Raw genomic sequence first — 20567 nt, 5'->3', positions numbered from 1 at the left:
CACCGCTTCCAGCTGTTCGAGGACCCGGCCACACCTCCAAGAACCCCGCCCTGGACCGCCCCGCGTTCAGTTGGCGGGCTTGCCGAACCAGCGGGAGAGGTGGTCGTCCAGGTCCTGCTGATCGTCGCCGATCCAGGCGACGTGGCCGTCGGGGCGTAGCAGGACGCACGGAACATCCAGTACCGCAGTGGGATCCGCGAGGTAATCGACCCGGTCTGACCAGCCGCCGACGGTCAGGCGTTCGGTGCGGTCCAGCAGCAGGCCGCGGCCGCGATGCAGCAGACCGTAGAGGTGGCCCTGTTTCACCTCGATGTCGCGCAGGCGGCGGCCGAGCAGGTCGGGGCCTGCGCCGAAGTCGTAGCGGATGCCGATCGCGGTGATCTTCTCGATCAGATAGCGGTTCACCTCGTCGAAGTCCATCAGTTCGGTGAGCAGCCTGCGCACGGCCCGCGGGCCCGGTTCGGTGGACAGCAATTCCATCTGGGCGCGGGTGTTGTCCAGCACGTCCTCGGCGACCGGATGACGTTCGGCCTGGTAGGTGTCCAGCAGTGTTCCCGGCGCCCAACCGCGGATCTGTGCGGCCAGTTTCCAACCGAGGTTGAATGCGTCCTGAACGCCCAGGTTGAGGCCCTGTCCGCCGATGGGTGGATGGACGTGTGCCGCATCGCCGGCCAGCAGCACCCGCCCGACCCGATAACGTTCGGCTAGCCGGGTGGCATCCCCGAAGCGGGACATCCAGCGCGGGGAGTGCACGCCGAAATCGGTTCCGGCGATGGTGCGCAACTGTTGTTTGAAATCCTCGAGGGTGGGCGGTTCCGCGCGATCACTGACTCCCGCGGCGGGGACTACGACGCGATAGACCCCTTCGCCGAAGGGCCCGAGGCTGAATCCCTGATGGGTCTCGCGGATTTCGGTCACCTTGGCGGCGATCTCCTCCTGCGGCACGCCCACTTCCATCTCGCCCATCAGCGTCTCGGTCCGTGAGGGCTCGCCGGGGAAGCCGACACCGAGCAGTTTGCGCACCGTACTGCGCCCGCCGTCACAGCCGACGAGATAGCGCGAACGCAGCTGTTCCCCATCGGCCAGCTCGACGGTCACACCCTCGTCGTCCTGCTCGAAATCGGCCACCGCACAACCACGCCGGACCTGCGCACCCAGTTCGATCGCATGTTCTTCGAGCAGGTGATCGATGACCGGCTGCGGGATGCCCAGCAGATAGGCGTACGCGGAATCAAGGCCCTCGGGCACGGGTTTGGTGATGGCGGCGAAGAAACCGCCGGCCGGACGCTGTCTTCCGTGTTCGAGAATGCGCTCCAGCAGTCCTCGCATCGCCATCAGCTCGAGACTGCGAATATGCAGACCGACTATGCGGACGAATGACACGGGCCCGGTTTCCTTCTCCAGAACGAGTACCCGCACATCGTGCAGCCGCAGTTCGGCGGCCAACATCGCACCAGTCGGCCCGCACCCGGCAATGATCACGTCGAACATGAGGGGCGCGCGATCGGCGCCGGAGGCCGGCGACCAGAGTCCGGGGACGTCGCCCACGGTGAAGTCGCGCTCGACCACATCGTTCGACGACGGCTCGGCGGTGAACTGCAAAGAGTGCATAGGTGTTGCCTTTCGGGAGTGCCTTGTTGTCGAGGCGCTCCCGGCGACACCTACGTCAATCGCCCGTTCCGACCGTGACGGAAAGGGGGAGCACCCACGTCGATACAGCGTTCATGGGTCTCACCTCCTCAGGCGGTGTCACGGTCGCCTGCAAGCTACAAGCCCGAGCATCATCCCGTCCAATCCTTTTCCCAGCCACGTGATCACGACTCCAAGAGGAGGGCCAAGGCCAGGTCGAGTTCGCGGTCGTCCAGGTCGGCGAGCTCGTGGCAGGGCCGCGCCCATCCTGAAGAACACACGGCGGGCCAAAAGCGGCAGACCAAGACCGGAGAGCATTGACCCTGTCAGGTCGGCCTCCGGCGGCCCGTTTCCGCCGTATTCCGGTAGCACCCCCCGAGGGCCTGCGCACTCGCGCTCAGAGCTCCACCGGCGTTGCCCCCTCCCCCATCGAGTGCTCCTCGGCGCGACCGGGGTCCCGGTAGTAACAGCGCAGGAAACAATGGATGCAGGCCAGCGATCCGTCTTCCCGACTGTGCTCGAAAGCCCTCACAGGGGTTTCGGCTGCATATCCGTTGGATTTTCCGCGATTACCACCAAGACCCTTGGAGGAACTACCGAGTGAGCCCGTCGGCCTCCTGGCGGGTGCAGCGCGTGCCGGGCACCCTTATCTCGTGAGAGTGCCCGGCACGCGGCGGTGTGTCACAGCTGTGTGCCGTTGACGACCAGCGCCACTTCGATGTTGCCGCGGGTGGCGTTGGAGTAGGGGCACACCTGATGCGCCACCCGGACCAAATCGGCGGCCTGGGTGAGGTCGGCGATGGACGGCAGGCTGATCTCCAGTTCGACGCCCAGCTTGAAGCCGCCGTTGCCGGCGGGGATGAGCATGACCTTCGAGTCGATTGCCGCGTCGTCGGCGCGCAGGTGCTTGCGCTGGCCCACCAGGGCGAGTGAGGCGGCGAGGCAGGCGGCGTAGCCGATGGCGAACAGTTGCTCGGGGTTGACCCCTTCGCCGTCCCCGCCCAGTTCCTCGGGCTGCCTGAGGTTTACCTCCAGCCTGCCGTCGGCAGTGCGTCCGTGGCCGTCGGCCCGGCCCCCGACGACGTGCGCCTGCGCGGTGTAGAGCGCGTTTGTCACGATGATCTCCTTAGACAAGTCTGCTACTTGAAAAGGAATTCTGGACTTCAAAAATAGGAAGTCAATGGTTAAGATCGAGAACCTGGCAGTGACGAGAGGGATCACATGACCTCACTGAAGGTCGGCTACCTGTTGCCGACGCACGATCAAGCCGTACGCGGCGACCACGACCTGGAACAGCTAGTCAAACAGGCCCGGCGTGCCGAAACGCCGGGTTTCGACTCCGTAAGGAACAACATGACCACCTTCGTTCTCGTGCACGGCGCCTGGCACGGCCCCTGGGCCTGGGAGCGCCTCACCCCGCTCCTGCATCAGGCCGGGGCGCGTACCCTGACCCCCACCCTCACCCTGGAAGGCGACACCGGCCTGGACGTCCACGTCGATGAGGTCCTCACCTGCCTGAACGTCGCCGCAACGACCGGTGACGACGTGGCGCTGGTCGGGCACAGCTACGCGGGCCTGATCGTCCGGCAGGCCGCCGACCTGCAACCTGACCTGGTGAATCACGTCATCCTGGTGGACGGCTGGGCCGGCGGCGACGGCGCCAGCATGTTCAGCCTGGCGCCCGACGCCTTCGTCAACGCCATCCTCGCCGCCGCCCGCCCCACCGCCGGCGGCCGTCACATCCCCGCCCCACCCCCGGCGAGCTTCGGCATCACCACCCCCGGCGACACGCGCTGGCTCGCCCCGCGCCTGCGGCCACAACCCCTGCGCACCTTCACCGAAGCGACCCGGCTGAGCGGAGCCGTCGACCAGATCCCCGGCACAGCCGTCTACTGCCGGCCACAGACCTACCCCTTCGACCGGTTCGCCACGGCGATCGGGTACCGGACCATCGCTGTGGACGGCCCGCACGACGTGATGCTCACCCACCCACAGGCGCTGGCCCGGCTCCTCCTAGGCGCTCACACATATCAGTTCAATAACGAGAAGCTCTAACGTTAGAATGAAGAAGTGGAACAGCGGAACTACAACCAGTACTGCGCGACCGCGCGCACCCTCGACCTCGTGGGCGAACGGTGGACGCTGCTGCTGATCCGTGAGCTGCTGACCGGCCCCAAACGCTTCAGCGACCTGCAACACAGCCTGCGCGGCCTGGGCACCGGCCTGCTGGCGGCACGAATGAAACACCTGGAACGCGAAGGACTGGCACACAAGATCATCCTCCCGCCACCGGCCCGGACCCCCGCCTACGCCCTCACCCCAGCCGGTGAAGACCTCGAGCCAGTGGTACTGACCCTGGCCCGGTGGGGGCTGACATGGGCCATGGACGAACCCCGCGAGCAGGAGACCTTCCACCCCGGCTGGGCCGTGCTCGGCCTGAAGGCATGCTTCGACGCCGAGGCCGCCACCGGCCTGCGGGCACTGTACGAGTTCCGCGTGGAGGAGGAAATCTTCCACGCCCGCATCGACGACGGCACGATCGAAACCGTGCACGGCCCAGCCCAACACCCTGACGTGATCATCACAACCAGCAGGGAGACCTTCCGCGACCTCGCCGCCAGCAGGTCGACTCTCGATGAAGCGATCAGCAGCGGCGCAGCCTCCGCCTCCGGCGACGGGCAAGCCCTGCGCCGCCTCCACCACCTGTTCCGCCTGCCGCTCCCGCGCACCCGATCCACGGCTCCAGCCTCCTCGTCATGACGGGACCGCGCGCTGCGGCCCTGGCCGGGGCCGGTGCCCTACATCCAAGATGCCGCCGAGGAAGGGATGGGCGTCGGTGAGCTTGGCCGGGCCCTGGACGACCTTGTCGTCGGCGCCGATGACGAACTGGTCGCCCTTGGTCAGGAAGTAGTGCATGACCTCGCCCATAGCGGCCGAGGCCGCCGCATCCGGCGTGCGAGCGAACTCGTCCGGGAGGTGCTCCCCGACGCCGGCACCGGAGACGAACATGAAGCCCTCATTGCCGCCGGGCCAGCTGTAGATCTGCCGTGATGGCGAACAACAGGGCCCTGGCTCGTCTCGATATCTACGACGTGCGTGCCGAGCACCTGGTCACCGGCATGCCCCGACATCTGTGGCCGATGCCGAACGACAGCTCCGATTCCACGCTCCTACTGCTCAACATGCGGGAAGTCCTGAACCGCATCTCCTTCAACCTCAACGCCACCCGCGCCAGAGAAGACGCGGGCCACGAGCTTCCGGCCCACCGTGCCGCAAAGATCACCACCGCGCCCACGGACATCATGATCGGCTGCAGCAACCCGGCGGCCCTAGAACACGTACTGCGGACACTGAACGTCGACGACCACCTGCGGCGGCCCCTACGGCGAAGACGCTCGCCTCATCGCCCGGAGGAGTCTTTAGTCCGCTGTAAATGATCTTGTAGCCGCCGACCACCTTTACAATGTAGATTAATAACTCTGAGACATCATCGTTCATGCGTCCAGACGCTTGAACTCCGTCCACGGAAACCAGTTGCACATCGGCATACCTTGTCCCTGCCGAGCGACAGGGGATACCGCCGTCCACACTGCCGGGCGCTCCCCCCAAACATCTCTCGAACCGATGCCCTCGATGCCCCTCCCCCACCGAGTCCGATCCTTGGACGGCTGCCACTCCCCCGCCTGGCTGCTGGTCCAAACCGCCCAGCTGTCGTGGGAGATCAACTCCATCATGTCCCTTATCCACGGCGTGCGCTCAACCTAACCGAGGAGCTATCCGTCCAGCACGAGGCAACCCAGGCCCTGATGAACGCCGCCCACGCCGGCGTCATCGTGGAATCCCGCCTGCCGCCGGCCCCCTCCTGGAGCGGCGGGGTGCTCCGCCCACGATCGGTGTTCGCCCAAGCCCGCGAGGCCGGCAGCGATCCGCAGTCGGTCATCCCAGAAATGATCGTCCCCGCCAAACCCGCCATCCCCGATGAGCACCTGCAGACGCTGATCGAACTCAGATCATCCGCCGCAGGGCGATCTCCACAGCGTCGATGAGCGCATCACCTTCGGTACCGGGGTGGCGGGCAAGGCCGAGTTCGACGTCCGGCAACGCGGCCGCGTCGTGGCAGGCCATGGCCGGCTCGAGGTTGGCGGGCAGGTGAACGTATCGGGACTGGGGATGAAGGAGGCCTTGGGGCGGTCCTCGACGGTGTGGGCGTTCGGCGCGGGCGCGGTGGACGCCGGCGGGGTTGCTCCCGTCAAGATGGCCGAGCTGGCCGCCTACGGCATGCACGCCAAGGCCCCGAAGATCGAACGGCTCAAGGGCACCCGCCGAGTCGCAACGCTGCTGGCGACCATGCGGCATCTGGAAGGCGTGTCGGTCGACGACGCGTTGCTGCTGTTCGATCTGTTGATGGCGACGAAGCTGCTGGCGCGCGCTGCCCGCGATGAGGAGAAGGCGAAGCTGAAATCGTTGCCCCGGCTGCGTAAAGCCGCGCTGCAGGCCGAATCGGCGTTGCGGGCGGCGTTGGACACCCCGATGACCCAGCCGGACAGGTCCGAGCGGGCCGAAGACGGATTGCGGTCTGAGTCTGAGCCGGTGGTGAGGGTGACGACGGCGCCGGAGGTGATCGCGCGGATCGCGCAGGTGGTGCCGATCGAGCAGTTGGAGGCCGCGCTCGCGGTGATCAAGGAGTTTCTTCCGGCCGAGCAGGACGACGCCGATCTGGAGTGGCGGGCCGAGCTGACTAACCGGTTCGCCTCGGTGCGCGGGTTCGTGGAGTTGCTGGCTGAGACGATCCCGTGGGGCGGCACCGAGGCTGGCGCCCCGGTGATCGCGGCGTTGCGGGGGCTGCCGCGGGTGTTGGCCTACGGCAAGCACGCGAGTGTCGGGCACATCGAGGCGCATCAGGAGCTGGTGTCGGGGTCGTGGCGGCGGTTGGTGTATGACAACCCCGACCTGAGCGGCAAGCAGATCGATCGGCACGCTTATACCTTTTGCCTGTTGGAGGCGCTGTGGTCGGCGCTGCGCAGCAAGGACGTGTACGCGGTCGGCGCGGACAAGACCGGTGACCCGCGCGCCAAACTCATCTCCGGCGCCCTGTGGAGCGTGCACGCGCCCAGCATCTTGACCGCGCTCAGGCTGGATGCCGACCCCGACGCTCACCTGCGCAAACTCGCGGTCGACCTGGATGAGGTATACCGGGGCTTGGCCGACGGGCTGGAGGCCAACCCAGCGATCACGATCAAGGGCGGGAAGCTGAACCTGGCAAAGCTGGAGGCCGCGCCGCTGCCGCAGGCCTTTGAGGCGGCGCACCAGGCGGTGAAGGCGATGCTGCCGCGCATCGACTACCCTGAACTGCTGCTGGAGGTGCACGGTCACACCGGCATGTTCGACGCCTTCGAGCACATCTCCGGGTCGACGTCGCGGCGGGCGGACCTGGACATCAGTCTGGCCGCTCTGATGGTGGCCCGTTCCTGCAATGTCGGGTTGAAGCCGGTGGTCAAGCTCGGCGATCCCGCGCTGGGCCCGCATCGGCTGATCGGGGTGGAGAAGGGGTACTTCCAGCACGAGGGGATGGGCGCGGCGTCGGGCCGGTTGATCGCCAAGCAGGCCGACATCGATATCGCCCGCGAAGACTGGGGTGGCGGGCTTGTGGCCTCCGCCGATGGGCTGGGGTTCGTGGTGCCGGTCCGTTCTCTGTACGGGCGGCCCAACCCGCACTACTTCGGCCAATCCAAGCACTCCAAGGGCGCCACCTGGCTGGCGGTGGTCTCCGACCGGGTGATGGGCCTGGGCGGGTTGCTGGTGCCCGGCGCGATGCGCGACTCGCTGTTCATCCTGGACGCCTTGCACCGCTTGGACGCCAAAGAGCAGCCGGGGATCCTCACCACCGATACCGCCTCCTACTCCGACATCGTGTTCGGCCTGTTCGCGATCTGCGGCTACCAGTTCGCGCCCCGCATCGCCGACATCGCCGACGCCCAGCAGTGGTGGATAGACCCCGCCGACATCGGCTTGGCCGACAAGCGCACCACACCGTCGGCCAATGGGTACGGCCGGTTGAACGAGCTGAACCTGCGTCGGGTGAACATCGCGGCGATCAAGCAGCATTGGCCGGACATGCTGCAGGTCGCCGGGTCGCTGGTCACCAACCAGGTGCGGGCCTATGATCTGATCCGGATGATGATGGCCGAGGGCCGCATCACCAGTCTGGGGCGCGCGTTCGCGCAATATGGGCGGATCTTCAAGTCGATGCACCTGCTGCACGTGGCCCACCTGGAGGACTACCGGCGGATGATGGGCGCCCAGCTGAATGTCGGCGAAGGCCGCAACGGACTGGCCCGCGCGGTGTTCTTCGGCAACCTGGGCCAGCTGAAGCGCGGCTACGAACGCGGCGTGGAAGACCAACTCGGCGCGCTCGGCCTGGGATTGAACGCGATCTTCTACTGGAACTCGCTCTACATCGACGCCGCAGTGAAGAAACTCGCGGCCGGCGGCATGAAGATCGGCCCGGAGATCCGAACCCACCTGTCCCCGCTGCAGTGGGAGCACATCAACTTCGTGGGCTCCTACCCGTTCAACCGGCCCGACCGCCCTGGCCGGTTGCGTGACCTGCGTGACCCCGCCACCGCTGACGACGATCTGGAGCAATGACGAGGGGGCAGATCCCCGCACCCGCGCTACGACCGGGCAGATCACGGCGCCCATTCCAGAGGCTGAGCGTGAATCCTTCTTCTGTTCGCTCAGGCGAGTAGGTGAAGGACGCGTTCTGCTTGCTGTTGAAGGGCGCCGACGGGGTTACGGGAGGCGAAGGGTCCGCCGGGGCCGAGCGTGAGGAACCAGCAGAGGTCGAGCAGGCGGCGGCATCCCCTCGATGGCTTCGTGAACGTGCTGGGCCTCAGGATTGACCGCAGGTCGCGGGGCAGAACGTGACCTCGGGGTAGCGTGATGACGGCTTGTCCAGGAGAGGCTGCCGCTGCGACTTCAGGTGCTGGTCGAGGAAGGCTGCCACGTAGGTGCGGGTGAGCTCGGCGGCGCGCGCCGCGGGCAGAACGCCGTAGGTGGGCGTGATGCCGAGTGCGCCCCCCATCAGCGGGACGTCGGTGAAGGACTGGTGTTCCGCGCCCGACAGCACGAGCCAGCGCTTCCACCCGGTCAGCAGCTTCCAGTCGCGCTCCCACGAAGTGTCGCGGCCGCCGGGGACGTGCTGCGGCGAGCCTAGGAACATGAACGGCCGGGAGAACCCGCTCTTGGGGATCCGGGCGTAGGTGGTGCCGTCCATGTCGATGCCGGCGCGCACCCGGGGGTCCTTCAGCATGGTCGCCATGGCGCTGGCCCCGCCGATCGACTGGCCTGCCATCGCGATTTTGGAGCGGTCGATCCGGTCGGAACCGTCCCATTTCGATGTCAGCTGGTCGAGCACGAAGGAGACGTCGGCCGCCCGGCCCGCGACCACCCCCGTGCCGAAGCCCGGGTCGGTGTCGCTGTCGCAGGCGAGGCATTCGGCGACCCGTCCGCCGGGGAAGGTCGTGGCGTAGCTCTCGTAGGTGTGGTCGATCCCGGCCACGACGTACCCTCGGCTGGCCAGATCCTCGGCCAGGGACGTGAGAGTGATCATCGGATTGGTGAAGCCGGGGGAGATCACCACCAGCGGCAGGTTCCGGCCCGCGGGTTCGGCGTCCTTGATGGCGTTCGTGCGCGCCTTGCTCAGCGTGTCGTCCGGCACGCCCCCGATCCCCAAGCGCCTCAGGGTGAGCTCCGATTCCTTCGGCGTCATGTACGGCGCCCGCTGCCCGTCTCGCTGCTTGGTCGGGTACCACAGGGTGACCTTGAGCTCTCTGGCGTCGACGTCGAGGTTCCAGGGATCGGGGCGGGAGGCGTCTTTCAGGTACAGGGCGGTGGTGCCGACCGGATGGGCGCCGGTGGGAGCGGGCAGGGCGGCCGGGCCGGTCGGCGTGGCCGACGGACTTGCGGATCGGGGCGGCGTGGGCGCGGAGCAGGCGGACGCGGCCAGGACGGCCAGTCCCGCGGCGACGGCCAGGAGCTGTCTCATCGCAATGATCCATCCTCACTTGCGCAGCAAAGTCAGGGCCTTGGCCAGGGCGGGGTCGCGCCCGGCGGCCGCGTCCTTCGGGGTCAGCGGCACGTGGTGGTCGGGCGGCACGCCGATCTTGTCGATCACCTCGCGATTGGGCCCCAGGTGATGCCTGGCGGGGAAGCCCAGGAGGGTGTTGTTGGCGAGCAGGTAGGACCCGGCCGGGCCGGAGATGACGCCGGCGGTTCTGGTGCCGACCAGCCGGCCGAGGTGATGGTCCTTGATCGCAGAGCTGAAGTGCTCGCAGGCCGAGGCGCAGCTGCGGTCGGTGAGCACCACCAGCGGCAGGTTGAGCAGCTCGACGGTGTCGTCGGTCCGCAAGGCCTCGCACTTGTTGTCCACGGTGCACAGATAGGCGGTGACCTTGCCGTGGCCGAACGCGCTCACCAGCCGGATCGCCTCCACGGGGCTGCCGCCGCCGTTGCCGCGCAGGTCCAGCACGACGCCGGTGAGGGTCCGGCCGGTGCGCAGCCTGGAGATCGCCTTGAGGACCCTGTTCGCGGAGTCGGACGCGAATCCGCGCAGCCGTACGTAGGCGATGTCGTCGTCCAGCAGCTTCGACTGCACCACTTGCAGGGCGGCCAGATCCCGCTGGTAGAGGCCGGGCTTGAGCGTCACGTTCCAGCGGCGGCCGGTGGTCTGCCGCAGGAGCCGCAGCTGGACCGGGCGGGCTTGCGGGTATTGCGGGTAGAGGGCGTTGATCGCGGGGGTGGCCTTGCCGTCGATGAAGGGCGCCGATCCGTTGATCGATTCGATGAGGTCGCCCGGGCGCAGTCCGGCGGCCTGCGCCGCGCCACCCTGCACGGTGGTGACGAACAGCGGGCCGACGGCGGTGCCGGGATTGCCCTCCACCTGCGGACCATTGACGTTCGCCTGCAGACCCAGGCCGTAGCCGTCGCCGTCGTAGTAGTCGGGTGGCTGCTGGACGCCGTGCGTCCAGCGGGCGTGATTGTCGCCGAGGCCGGCCACGATGGCCTCCAGGGTGACGACGGCCAGCTTGTCGCGAAGGTCGGGAACCTGATCGGTGATCTTGCGATAGACGGCATCAAAGGCGGCCCAGTCGGCTTTCCGGTCACCGCTCAGCGCCGGCATGGCCGCCTCTGGCACGTCGCGCCCGTCGCGGTTGAGCTCTTGCGTCAGGGCGACGAATCCGGCGGTCAGCAGCGAGCGGGCGTCCAGCGTGGCGCCGCTGTAGTAGGTGCCGAGGAGGCAGAAGTAGGCCTGCTCGATCACGTCGATCGTGGTGGCCGTCTCCGCCCCGGGAGCCCCCTGGGGCCGTGCGCAGGCCGTACCGGCTGCCGGGCTCGCCTCGCTGCGCGGCGGCGTCGGCGCCGTGCACGCCGCCGCCAGGAGCAGGGCGAGCCCGGCGGCCGCGGTCCTGATGACGGTCATGACAGGCGCCTGCGGAGCCACCAGAAGGACGACCACGTGAGGCCGAGGGTGAGCAGGGCGTAGATCCCGGTCTCGATCCACTGGAAGGGCCAGAAACGCTCAAGGGGCTGGTAGGTCACCTTCTGCCGGTAGCCGAGCCGGTTGATCTCGACCATGCAGCTGTCCCCGGCGCTCGCCGACGGTGCGCAGGGGCCTGACGTGGTGGAGACCTGGGCAGCGGCTTCATCGTCGCCGCTGGCAATCGTGCGTCCGGACGCGTCGATGAGGGCGGTGGACAGGACCCACGCGCCGGTGTCGCCGGGAACGGCCGACTTCAGGCGAATCTCCACATATCCGCCTCGGTCCCGGTTTATGCCGATGCCGTCCACGTTCGTCTTGCCGAGCTCGAAGGTCGAGGTGATCGGGGGCATCAGGTGGGGCCGGACCAGCAGCGGCATGGCGAGCTGGATCGCGGCGAAGACGGCCAGGGTGAGGGCCATGGCGGGCAGTGTGCGGCGCACCAGCATGCCTACGGCCACGCCGAGGACGAAGGCGAAGGCCGCATACCCCATCGGGGCGATGCCGCGCGCGCCGAACACCAGGGGAGCCATCAGGGCCAAACCCTCAGCGGCTGATTTGTCCAGAGGGTCGGACCACCAGGTCACCATGAGGCCGCACAGGCCGGCGAAGGCCACGGCGGTCAAGCCCATGAGCCCGAGCTTGACCGCCAGCCAGCGGCCGCGGGTGATGCTCTGGTTCCACACCATCAGGTGCGTGCCCGCCTCCAGCTCGCGGGTGATCAACGGTGCTCCCCAGAAGAGCCCGGCGAGGGCGGGCAGGAGCAGCACGACGAGAGTCAGGGCCATGAACGAGGTATCGTGCCCGCCGAGGAACCAGTCGTAGAAGCGGTCGCAGGTGTTGTCCTGGGTACAGGCGGCGATCCCGGCGGAGTAGTCGGAGGCCAAGCCGGGGCCGGTCAGGGCCAGGACGACGGCGAGGATGACGAGCAGGGCGGCCATCATCGCGGCCGAGCCGCGGAACTGGCGCCAGGTCAGCCAGATCATCGCTGCACCTCCAGGGCGATTCGCTGGTCGGCGGTGTGCTTGTCCATGTAGGCCAGGACGAGGTCCTCCAGGCTGAGCTGGGTGACCGTCCAGGCGGGGTCGTGGATCGGGGCGTCGGTGCGGATCACGTACGTGCTCTGCCGGTCGGTGTGGCGTGCGGAGACCACGTACTGGTCGGCGGGGAGCCGGTCGGGGTCGCGGCGCGGGCCGGTGAGCCGGTGATGGGTGGCCAGCAACTCGTCGGTCTCCCCGGCGACCTGGACGCGGGAGTCGACGAGCACGATCAGGTAGTCACACGTCCGCTCCAGGTCGGAGACCAGGTGGGAGGAGAGCAGCACGCTGAACTTGTGCTCGACGGTGGCTTCCATCAGTCCCTGCAGGAATTCGCGGCGGGCCAGCGGGTCGAGCGAGGCCACCGGCTCGTCCAGGATCAGCAGCTCGGGGCGTTTGGCTAGGCCCAGGGTGAGGGCGAGCTGGGCGCGCTGGCCGCCGGACAGCTTGCCCGCCCGCTGGGCGGGGACAAGACCGAGTTGCGCGATACGGTCCCGCGCCATGGTGGCGTCCCAGCGGGGGTTGAGCCGCGCTCCCAGCCGCAGGTGGTCGGCGACGCTCAGCCCGGCGTAGACGGGGGTGTCCTGGGCGACGAACCCGATCCTGGCCAGCTGCGCGGGCGTGCTTCCTGGCCGGCCGCCGAGCACGGTGATGCCGCCCGCCGTCGGTTCGAGCTGGCCGCTGGCCAGCTTCAGCAGCGTGGTCTTGCCGGCTCCGTTGGGGCCGACCAGCCCGACGACGTGCCCGGCAGGGATGTCGATGGTGCACTCACGCAGCGCCCAGCGCTTGCCGTATTTCTTGCCCAGTGCCTGGGCCTGCAGGACAGAAGTCACGCTATGTCCTCCTGAGCGGTGGTCCGAAAGGTGGTCATGAAGAGGGCCTCGATGCTTTCGTCGTCGAGGCCGGCCCGGCGGGCCTTGGCCAGCCAGCGCTGCAGTTCCAGCCGCAGCGGGCCGTGCGCGGCCAGCGAGGCGTTGGTGAGCGTCGCCGTCACGAACGTCCCCACCCCCGGCCGGGCGGCGACCAGGCCCTCGTGTTCGAGCTCCCGGTAGGCCTTCAGGACGGTGTTGGCGTTGATCGCCAAGTGCGCCACCACCTCCTTGACGGTCGGCATCTGGTCGCCCTCGCGCAGCACGCCGAGCCGTAGCGCGTGCCGTACTTGCTGGACCAGCTGCAGGTACGGCGAAACACCCGACCTGCCGTCCAGATGGAACTCGATCACCGGCTTCTCCATTTATCTAGCCTGCTAGTACTTTAGAGTCCCAGATGTTAAAGGATCATAAGGATCGCTGTATAGGCCTCGCCCGGTGGCGCCCGAAGCGGTCCATCGCTCCTCAGCCCTTACGCCGGGGCGGATCTTTCCCCTGCCTCGTCGAATGGCTGCCGCAGTAAATACCGGATTTACTGCGGCAAGCTCATGATCGCGGCCATACCGACCTGCACTGTCTCTCTCGGTGACCGAGGTCGAGGTGTACGCATTTACTGCGGCAGAACAGAAGGCTGGAAAAGATGAGTGCCGGCACCGCCGACGTGATCCCCCTCGGCCAAGATCGCCCCGAGACGTACGGCGACGCGGTCGAGGCCTATCTGCGCTCGGCCGGGATCGGCGAGTCATCCAAGCGGATCTATCGCATCTCGTTGACGACGTGGGCCTGGCTCGCCTGCGGACAGCAACCGCCGCTCGGTAAGGACCGCCGCGCCGCCCAGGCACCCGCGACCAGGTTCGCGGCGCTCGCCGATCCGGCGACCTCCCAGCTCCTCGCCGGAGCCTTCGTTGAGCGGTCCCGCCTCGTGGACGCCGACACCGCTAACCGGGAGCTGTCGATCATGAAGGCCGCCATCGGCTGGTGGCGCAATCGCGGTTGGCTCGCCGACAACCCGATTCTCGGCATCGAACGACGGCCCGCTCCGCCCGACCGGACCAAGGCCCTGTCCCGCGATCAGCTCGCCGCCCTGTTCGATCTCAAGGTCGGCGTCCGGGAGAAGACCCCGTTGAAGATGCTGTATGAGACGTGCGCCCGAGCGCAGGAGATTCTCACCCTCGACATCGCCGACCTCCTGCCGGCCGACAAACGCGGCCGAGTCCTGTCCAAAGACGGCGCGACCGACTGGGTGCACTGGCAATCGGGCACCGCTCAACTCCTGCCCCGCCTGCTCAAAGGCCGCGCTCGCGGCCCGCTCTTCCTCACCGACCGCAAAGCTCCCGCCTGTACCCCGACCACAGACGTGTGCAAGCTCACCGGACGCGGACGGTTGTCCTACCGGCGCGCCGCCGAGCTGTTCGAGGCCCTCACCCGGCCGCTGGCACACCCCGGGATCGTCGACGCAGCCGAACTCGAACTACGCGGCGGCTGGACGCTGCACCAACTTCGCCACTCCGCCCTCACCCACGAAGCAGAGGACGGCACCAACACGCCCACCCTGCTCGCCCGCTCCCGGCACGCCTCCGTCCGATCCCTGGAACGCTACGCCAGGCCCGGCGTCGACGCCGTCGCCGACCACATGGCCGGGCGCGACCCCGCCGCTCGCCGCCGGTCCATCTGAGCGGCCAGGATCAGCGCAGGTCCTCGGTGATCGTCCAGCCCCGGTTGCGGCCCATCCGGGCGAGCTGCCGACGCAGGTCAGCGATGCGTTCACGGGCGTCGAGGCCGGCGATCCCGATCGTGATGCGCTCATCAGTGGCGTGGTAGCTGGTTCGCCGGTCACCAGCGGCCACACGGCACGCCGCGTTGATACTGGCGCGCAACCGAGTGATCTTACGAGGGTCGTCTTGACCGCCGAAGCCCTCGATCGTCAGACAGGAGAACAGCGGTGCGCGCTGGAGACTGTCGCGGCGCTCCACGGCGTTCTGCTCATCCTGATCGAGGCGCAGAGCACTAAGGATCTTGTCGCGGTCAGTTGAGCTGATTGGCCTGCGGCCCAGCCAGTCGGGCCAGCCATCCGGGCGGGTCGGCACGATGCGCACCGGCTCAAACGGCGTTACAGGCGCGATCGTCTCAGCGGGCAGGTCGGTGGAATCGGCGGCCGCGCTGTCGCTCACCTGGCTCCTCGTGATGTATCCCGCCATGAGCGGTGATCTCTCCCAAGAGTACCGGTGGCATCCAACCCACGATCTACAAATAGGGCCCATTCGCCACATCGTGAGCACAGTTGGCCACCGGACACACCACCGGAACTCTACCCATCTTGACCTGCGGCGGGAGGCTTAGCGTTCAATTTCAGCCGGATGGTCCCAGCACCCCTCCCCGGCCGGGTAATAGGTCAAGTCCGTGGCGGCGCGGTAGCGATGTACCAGGGCCAGCGCGTCCAGCACCGGCCGGTGGGAGTTGTCACAGCGAAACTCCAGCACCTCCAGCAGAGCGATCAGGCCCTTGCGGTAGTGGTTGGAGGAGGAGGCCCGGTAGGTGTGCTGCACCGTGCGCCGATACGTCGACCCCGACGACTTGTACTCGGCCACCAGGTTGCGCAGGTTGTCCTCGCCGATGACCGGGAACACCACCTGGCGCACCGTGTCATCCGGCCGGGCGGAGGCCGCCTCGGCGACCCGGAACAGCAGGCCCTCCTTGCCATGCACCCGCTTGAACTCGGCCACCAGCTGCTTGGTCACCCGCCGATCCGCGCGGGCCTGAATCGCGTGCACCGTGCGTAGCAGCAGCGTGACCAGCGCGTCGGTGATCTCCCAGGCGCGGCAGTGCACCAGCGCCGCCAGCAGCGTCACGGTCAGCTCGTCGCTGTGATCACGCAGGTGTGAGGGCGACTCCACCGCGGCCCGGGCCCTCCAGGCGGCCAGCACCTTCGGCGCCACGTCGGCGGACAGGCCCGCCGGCAGCCCGATCGCGCGCACCGCTTCCAGCCGGGAGACCTCGGTCAGCATCGACGCCAGGCTCACGTTCCCCGCTGAGGCCTTGATCAGCGCCCACGCGCTCGGGTCGGCGTCCTCGTCGCCCCCCTCGGCCAGCTGCACCAGCACCAGCAGCCGCGCCCGCACCTCGGCCGGCAGCCGTCCCGCGATCCGCTCGGCGAGGATCTTCTCGGCCCGGTGCAGCCCTGAGCGCACGATCCGCTCCAGGCGGTCCGGAGTCGGCGGCTCGATCGACCGGACCCGGAGCTCGGCCAGCAGCGCGTCCCTGACCAGCTCATAGCGGCGTTCCTTTGGCGCGTACACGCCGGCCAGCCAGTCGATCAGCTTGTCCGCATCAGCGACCGTGCACTGGCGGAACCCGTGGTGGGCGCGGATCTCCGCCCGGTGCCGCTCAATGGTGCGGCCACTCCACTCGTAAAAGCCCAGCGAGGCGGCATCGACCTTGAGCTGGCGGGCGACGAACTCCACCGCGTCGTCATGCAGTTCGGCCCGGCCCCGGGGGAAGCGCCCGAACCGGCCGTAGAACTTCAGCAGCAGCGCGAACCCGAGCTGCGTGTCGCGGTGTTTGACCGCGACCAGGCCCTGCTCGGCACCGACCAGCGTCCAGTGCTCAACCAGGTCCCCAAGATTCAACGAGGATCGATTCACAGCCGCAGATCATTACGGCGGTCACCCCCCGGCGACAGCCCCAAAACCATGATCAACTATTTGGCGGTGGGTGTCACGGTTCTTACCAACACCCCTAATAGGGCTGGCCAGGCGGTGGAGCCGGAAGCCGAGGTTTCGGCTGTGGATAGCCATACCCGGCGTGGGGCCGGATTGGTTCCCTCAGTGGTCTGGCTGCGCTGACCTGGTCAGACGCCGTCTCGGGAACCGGACAGAGTTTCGGTTCTGTCCGGTGCGTCCCAGCACGGCCCGTTTTCGCCGTATTCTGGTGGCACCCCAACTTCGTCAAGCCGATCGTCGCGGCAGGCAAGATCACATAGGGTGCCGAACAGGACTTTTCATGACTAACCCCGGAGATAGCCCGCGTGAAAAAGTTTCTGGCAAGCGCAGTCCTGACCTCAGCCTTCATCGCCCTCCATCCAGCGAGCGCGCTGGCCACCCAAGCCCCTGCCGGCAGCGCCACCGCGCAAGCGTCCGCGTCGCCTACGCGGGCCATGCTCACGATCAAGGGCGTCTTCCAGGCCACGGAGTATTGGTGCGCCCCGGCATCGGCTTCGATCGCTCTGCGCACGCTCGGTATCAAGGTCAACCAAGCCACCTTGGCCAAGAAGATGCGAACCAACAAGGACGGCTCGCTCGCCGATAACATCCTGCGGGTGCTGAACGCATACTCCAAGAAGACCGGGTACACCTATGTGCCCTCATCGGACACGTACAGCTCCAAGCGTCTGGGCCAGCGGCTCACCCACAGCATCGGCACCCTGGGCAAGGCCGTTCCGGTCCAGGTCTTCCTCGACCGGCTTCCCTGGTACAGGGACGTCGACTTCGGCCGGAAGAACGTCGGTCACGTCATGATCGTTCACGGCTATGACAAGGAGGCGAAGACCTTCACCGTCTGGGATCCCAATAACTACACGGGTGACGGCGGCGAGCACCGCATCACCTGGGCACAGCTCGCGAAGGCCTCCTTCTCGACCAACCACGCTCCCGGTTACAGCCGCTGGGGCATCTACCAGCCCGTCAAGAAGTAGAAGGAGTGCCACCGGTCGGGTCGCCCCGGGCGTCTCCGCCCGGGGCTCCCACAGAACCGTGCGTAACGATCTCTCGTTACACGGCTCTTGTCGTCCTGGTCACCAGACGGTCGGGACTGTGTTCACCCAGATCCAGTGGGCGAAGAACCTCGGTCGTTTCTTCACGACCGTCTCCCACTGGGCCTGGGCTTTCCGACGGCCTCGGAGCCGTTTGTACTTGTTGCGCGACCACCGCATCAGGTAGGCGTTGATGCGGGCCAGGAGGGGATACAGCGCGAAGCGATAGAACGCTCCGTAGTACCGCATCCAGCCCCGCACGACCGGGTTGATCAGCCGTGCGAGGTCGTGTTCGGAGGAACCTGTGCGATGGTGGAGCCGCCAGGCCCGCACCGTCGCGCTGATTTGTTTCAAGGCTTCCCTGCTGATCGCCGGGTTGAAGCCCCAGCGCATCTTTCCGGTCTTCGTGCGCACTCCTCGCGGCCGGAAGGTGAACCCCAGGAACGTGAACGACGTGTGCTCATGCGCGCCGCGCCGCCGGTCGTCCTTGCAGTACACGATCCTGGTCTTGTCGGGATGCAGTTGAAGCCCGACCTCGGCCATCCGTCCCTTTGATCGCCGCGAGCACCCGTTCGGCCCGCTCCAGGCTGGAGCAGTGCACGACGGCGTCGTCGGCATAGCGCTCGAACGCCAGTCCCCGAAATTGCCGGGACATCCAGACGTCGAACGCCTAGTGCAGGAACAGGTTCGCCAGGACGGGCGAGATCGCCGACCCTTGCGGGGTTCCGCGGTCTCGACCGTGCAAGGTCCCGTCGGGTAGCGCCAGCGGAGGCGGCAAGCCACCGCTTCACCTACAGCGCCACCCACGGCAGATCGCAGTGCGCCTGGACCGCTTTCACAAGGTCCCACGGCACGGAGTCGAAGAACTTCTGGATGTCGAACTCGACGACCCAGTCGAACTCCCAGCACCGCTGCCGGCAGGTCTCGACCGCATCCAGCGCTGAGCGGCGCGGCCGATAGCCATAGGAGTCCGGGTGGAAGATCGGTTCGACCCTCTGCTCCAGGGCTCCGGCCACGACCGTCTGCGCGATCCGGTCGGCCACGGTGGGCACGCCCAAGATCCTCGTGCCACCGCCATGCGCCTTCGGGATCTCCACAGCCTGGACCGGTGGCGGGAGATAGGTCCCCGAGGACATTCGGTTCCAGATCTTGTAGAGGTTGCCCTTCGGATCTTTCTCGAATTCCTCGATGGACACTCCGTCCACTCCGGCTGTGCCCTTGTTCGCCTTGACCTTCTCCCCCGCTACTTGGACAGCGCGTTTCGAGATCTCAAACGGCTTGTCTGGTGCTTTCAACCCGTTCACGCGACTCCTTTCGGAGTTTCTCCGGTTGATCGGATAAACGAGTCATGAACAACCCGGCCCCTTCGCTCCAGTCCCATTACAGGACCTTCATCACTACTACGGGCCGGTCCGCCGGCACGCCTGGCAAGCGGGTACTCTGACGCCGCCATCGGGATGCCCCACGACGCGACTGTCCCCTGTTCGCCCGCGATGACGGGCTGGTTTCCAGACGCGCCTTCTCCTGTTCCGCTCGAACGCCGCAGACCGGGCTCGCGCCACCTCCATGCCGGACACCGCCTGGCCAGTAAGCGGACTCCCGCCAGGCTTTATCCCGGAGTCGTATTCACTCTCCGGTTTCGGTGTCATCTGTTCTGCTTTCGACACGTCATCAGTGGTTCACTCGCGTTCGCTTTCCCGGTCCCCATCTGACGCCTTTTCGACGCCTTTTCCTCATCGCTCACCACGACTGTCTTCGGCAAACGCGGCATGAGGCGGTTTGAAGCCTCCCTCCGCAGGGCGGCTCCGAAGGGCCAAGACCTTCATCATCCGAGCAGCATCGCTCCAGATCATTCGCCTACATCGAACTCTCCTTCACGTTCAGGACACACGAATACGGCAGAAACAGGCCACGCCTGCCTGAAACCCCAGGTCGGACAGCGAGGCCCAGGGCCGGGGTTTCGGCGAAAGACTGTCGCACCGCGTGGGGACCGGATTGCCGCCCCTGCCAACGCCAGGTGGCCGACCTGCACAGATGCGGTTCCGGTCATCGGACAGAACTCTCACACTGTCGGGTATGGCGGTGCCCCCCTGCGCGGAAGGCGGAAACGGGTCGGCGCCTTACTGGGGTGGCGTGTCCCATCGCGGTCCGCATCCAGTGTGGCGGCCGAGGGTGGCCAGCCATGGGTCGAGGGGGTGGCCGCAGACGCTGCAGCTTGGTCGATAGGTGCCAGATCGTCTCGGGGTGGTGACCGCCCGCGGGCGCTTGGCCGGGTGGGTGGGCGAAATGCGTACGGACTTGGCCGCCCAAGCGGCCTCTGGTTACCAGCGGCACGTGGGTGCCCGGCGCGGCGTCGATGCCGTGGAAGCAGAAGAAGCACACCAGCGTCCCCGCCGCGCCGTAGCCGAGCTGCCGCCAGAACTCCGCCGGACGCTCGGCAACGTGCACCTCGCGTCCCGTGGTGAGGTCGAAGCCGACCACCAGCAGATCGTCTCGCACGGCAACCCCCACGAGTCATGCCACTGGTGATGCTACGACGGAAATAGCCATTCCCGGGAGTTGGAAAATCCCGCAGATTCCGGCGAACCGGTTGCCGACGTCAGGAGACCCTGACGCGAGGAGGAGCGCATGGCTTGAACGAACGAGGACGCCGAGCACGACGGCTGGGACGCAGCCGAATTCCCCGGGAGCCGGTTCTCGGTCGGCTCCCGATCTGGCGGCGCCACCGTGCGCCATTTCCCGCCCGG

The 20567-nt window shown here is 67.3% G+C and carries 20 protein-coding genes; 8 read left to right on the top strand and 12 right to left on the bottom strand.

Features of this window, described 5'->3' with window-relative positions; all coding sequences use genetic code 11:
- Positions 1-66 precede the first annotated feature (66 nt).
- Together rox and ACQPYK_RS23235 are read right to left on the bottom strand one after the other, a co-directional pair.
- Positions 67-1491, bottom strand: a complete 1425-nt coding sequence (rox, locus tag ACQPYK_RS23240; protein ID WP_433258886.1) for a rifampin monooxygenase — start codon at positions 1489-1491, stop codon at positions 67-69.
- A gap of 819 nt (positions 1492-2310) precedes the next feature.
- Positions 2311-2745 carry an Ohr family peroxiredoxin gene (locus ACQPYK_RS23235; RefSeq protein WP_433258352.1) on the bottom strand — a complete coding sequence of 145 codons (435 nt, stop codon included), beginning with the start codon at positions 2743-2745 and terminating at the stop codon, positions 2311-2313.
- 105 nt (positions 2746-2850) lie between these two features.
- Here ACQPYK_RS23235 and ACQPYK_RS23230 point away from each other — a divergent pair, with 105 nt between their 5' ends.
- Both ACQPYK_RS23230 and ACQPYK_RS23225 read left to right on the top strand, forming a co-directional pair.
- Complete coding sequence (locus ACQPYK_RS23230) at positions 2851-3684, top strand: alpha/beta fold hydrolase (protein WP_433258350.1); 834 nt, start codon at positions 2851-2853, stop codon at positions 3682-3684.
- 15 nt (positions 3685-3699) lie between these two features.
- The gene (locus ACQPYK_RS23225; protein WP_433258348.1) at positions 3700-4389 is read left to right on the top strand and encodes a winged helix-turn-helix transcriptional regulator; all 690 of its coding nucleotides are present in this window, start codon (positions 3700-3702) and stop codon (positions 4387-4389) included.
- Here the strand turns inward: ACQPYK_RS23225 and ACQPYK_RS23220 are convergent.
- The gene (locus tag ACQPYK_RS23220) at positions 4384-4638 is read right to left on the bottom strand and encodes a hypothetical protein (protein ID WP_433258346.1); all 255 of its coding nucleotides are present in this window, start codon (positions 4636-4638) and stop codon (positions 4384-4386) included. The genes ACQPYK_RS23225 and ACQPYK_RS23220 overlap by 6 nt on opposite strands.
- Positions 4639-4679: 41 nt before the next feature.
- Between ACQPYK_RS23220 and ACQPYK_RS23215 the strand changes: the two genes are divergently transcribed.
- The 3 genes from ACQPYK_RS23215 (at position 4680) to ACQPYK_RS23205 (ending at position 8277) form a co-directional block, all read left to right on the top strand.
- Positions 4680-5066: a hypothetical protein gene (locus ACQPYK_RS23215; RefSeq protein WP_433258344.1), complete on the top strand. Its 387-nt coding sequence runs from the start codon at positions 4680-4682 to the stop codon at positions 5064-5066.
- Positions 5067-5435: 369 nt separating this feature from the next.
- Entirely contained in the window at positions 5436-5675 is a 240-nt protein-coding gene (locus ACQPYK_RS23210; protein WP_433258342.1) for a hypothetical protein, read from the top strand.
- A gap of 22 nt (positions 5676-5697) precedes the next feature.
- Entirely contained in the window at positions 5698-8277 is a 2580-nt protein-coding gene (locus ACQPYK_RS23205; protein ID WP_433258340.1) for a Tn3 family transposase, read from the top strand.
- A 244-nt stretch (positions 8278-8521) separates the two neighbouring features.
- Here ACQPYK_RS23205 and ACQPYK_RS23200 read toward each other — a convergent pair whose 3' ends face one another.
- The 5 genes from ACQPYK_RS23200 to ACQPYK_RS23180 are packed head-to-tail and all read right to left on the bottom strand — an operon-like array spanning position 8522 to position 13426.
- Positions 8522-9676: an alpha/beta hydrolase family protein gene (locus tag ACQPYK_RS23200; RefSeq protein ID WP_433258338.1), complete on the bottom strand. Its 1155-nt coding sequence runs from the start codon at positions 9674-9676 to the stop codon at positions 8522-8524.
- A gap of 15 nt (positions 9677-9691) precedes the next feature.
- On the bottom strand, positions 9692-11110 hold the full coding sequence (locus ACQPYK_RS23195) for a S41 family peptidase (protein ID WP_433258336.1): 1419 nt from the start codon (positions 11108-11110) through the stop codon (positions 9692-9694).
- Complete coding sequence (locus tag ACQPYK_RS23190; protein ID WP_433258334.1) at positions 11107-12153, bottom strand: ABC transporter permease; 1047 nt, start codon at positions 12151-12153, stop codon at positions 11107-11109. Before ACQPYK_RS23190 ends, ACQPYK_RS23195 begins: the two co-directional genes overlap by 4 nt.
- Positions 12150-13037, bottom strand: coding sequence for an ABC transporter ATP-binding protein (locus ACQPYK_RS23185; protein ID WP_433258332.1), 888 nt, complete (start codon positions 13035-13037; stop codon positions 12150-12152). The genes ACQPYK_RS23190 and ACQPYK_RS23185 overlap by 4 nt, the downstream gene beginning before the upstream one ends.
- Complete coding sequence (locus ACQPYK_RS23180) at positions 13034-13426, bottom strand: GntR family transcriptional regulator (protein ID WP_081453447.1); 393 nt, start codon at positions 13424-13426, stop codon at positions 13034-13036. The genes ACQPYK_RS23185 and ACQPYK_RS23180 overlap by 4 nt, the downstream gene beginning before the upstream one ends.
- A 287-nt stretch (positions 13427-13713) precedes the next feature.
- On the opposite strand from ACQPYK_RS23180, the gene ACQPYK_RS23175 reads away from it, so the two are divergent.
- Complete coding sequence (locus ACQPYK_RS23175) at positions 13714-14748, top strand: tyrosine-type recombinase/integrase (RefSeq protein WP_433258330.1); 1035 nt, start codon at positions 13714-13716, stop codon at positions 14746-14748.
- Between the two features lie 10 nt (positions 14749-14758).
- On the opposite strand, the gene ACQPYK_RS23170 is transcribed toward ACQPYK_RS23175, so the two are convergent.
- Together ACQPYK_RS23170 and ACQPYK_RS23165 are read right to left on the bottom strand one after the other, a co-directional pair.
- The gene (locus ACQPYK_RS23170; protein ID WP_433258328.1) at positions 14759-15244 is read right to left on the bottom strand and encodes a hypothetical protein; all 486 of its coding nucleotides are present in this window, start codon (positions 15242-15244) and stop codon (positions 14759-14761) included.
- 165 nt (positions 15245-15409) lie between these two features.
- Positions 15410-16699 (bottom strand): DUF4158 domain-containing protein, encoded by a 1290-nt coding sequence (locus tag ACQPYK_RS23165; protein WP_433258326.1) that lies wholly within the window; start codon positions 16697-16699, stop codon positions 15410-15412.
- Positions 16700-17097: 398 nt separating this feature from the next.
- On the opposite strand from ACQPYK_RS23165, the gene ACQPYK_RS23160 reads away from it, so the two are divergent.
- The gene (locus ACQPYK_RS23160; protein WP_433258324.1) at positions 17098-17763 is read left to right on the top strand and encodes a C39 family peptidase; all 666 of its coding nucleotides are present in this window, start codon (positions 17098-17100) and stop codon (positions 17761-17763) included.
- A gap of 99 nt (positions 17764-17862) precedes the next feature.
- On the opposite strand, the gene ACQPYK_RS23155 is transcribed toward ACQPYK_RS23160, so the two are convergent.
- Both ACQPYK_RS23155 and ACQPYK_RS23150 read right to left on the bottom strand, forming a co-directional pair.
- Positions 17863-18363: a group II intron maturase-specific domain-containing protein gene (locus ACQPYK_RS23155; protein WP_433258322.1), complete on the bottom strand. Its 501-nt coding sequence runs from the start codon at positions 18361-18363 to the stop codon at positions 17863-17865.
- Between the two features lie 248 nt (positions 18364-18611).
- Positions 18612-19124, bottom strand: coding sequence for a reverse transcriptase domain-containing protein (locus ACQPYK_RS23150; RefSeq protein ID WP_433258320.1), 513 nt, complete (start codon positions 19122-19124; stop codon positions 18612-18614).
- A gap of 982 nt (positions 19125-20106) precedes the next feature.
- Between ACQPYK_RS23150 and ACQPYK_RS23145 the strand changes: the two genes are divergently transcribed.
- The gene (locus tag ACQPYK_RS23145) at positions 20107-20349 is read left to right on the top strand and encodes a hypothetical protein (protein ID WP_433258318.1); all 243 of its coding nucleotides are present in this window, start codon (positions 20107-20109) and stop codon (positions 20347-20349) included.
- Positions 20350-20567: the final 218 nt, after the last annotated feature.

This window comes from Streptosporangium sp. CA-135522 (genome assembly GCF_050949235.1).
In the GTDB taxonomy this organism is placed as follows: Bacteria; Actinomycetota; Actinomycetes; order Streptosporangiales; family Streptosporangiaceae; genus Streptosporangium.
This window is presented reverse-complemented; position numbering and strand designations above follow the sequence as displayed.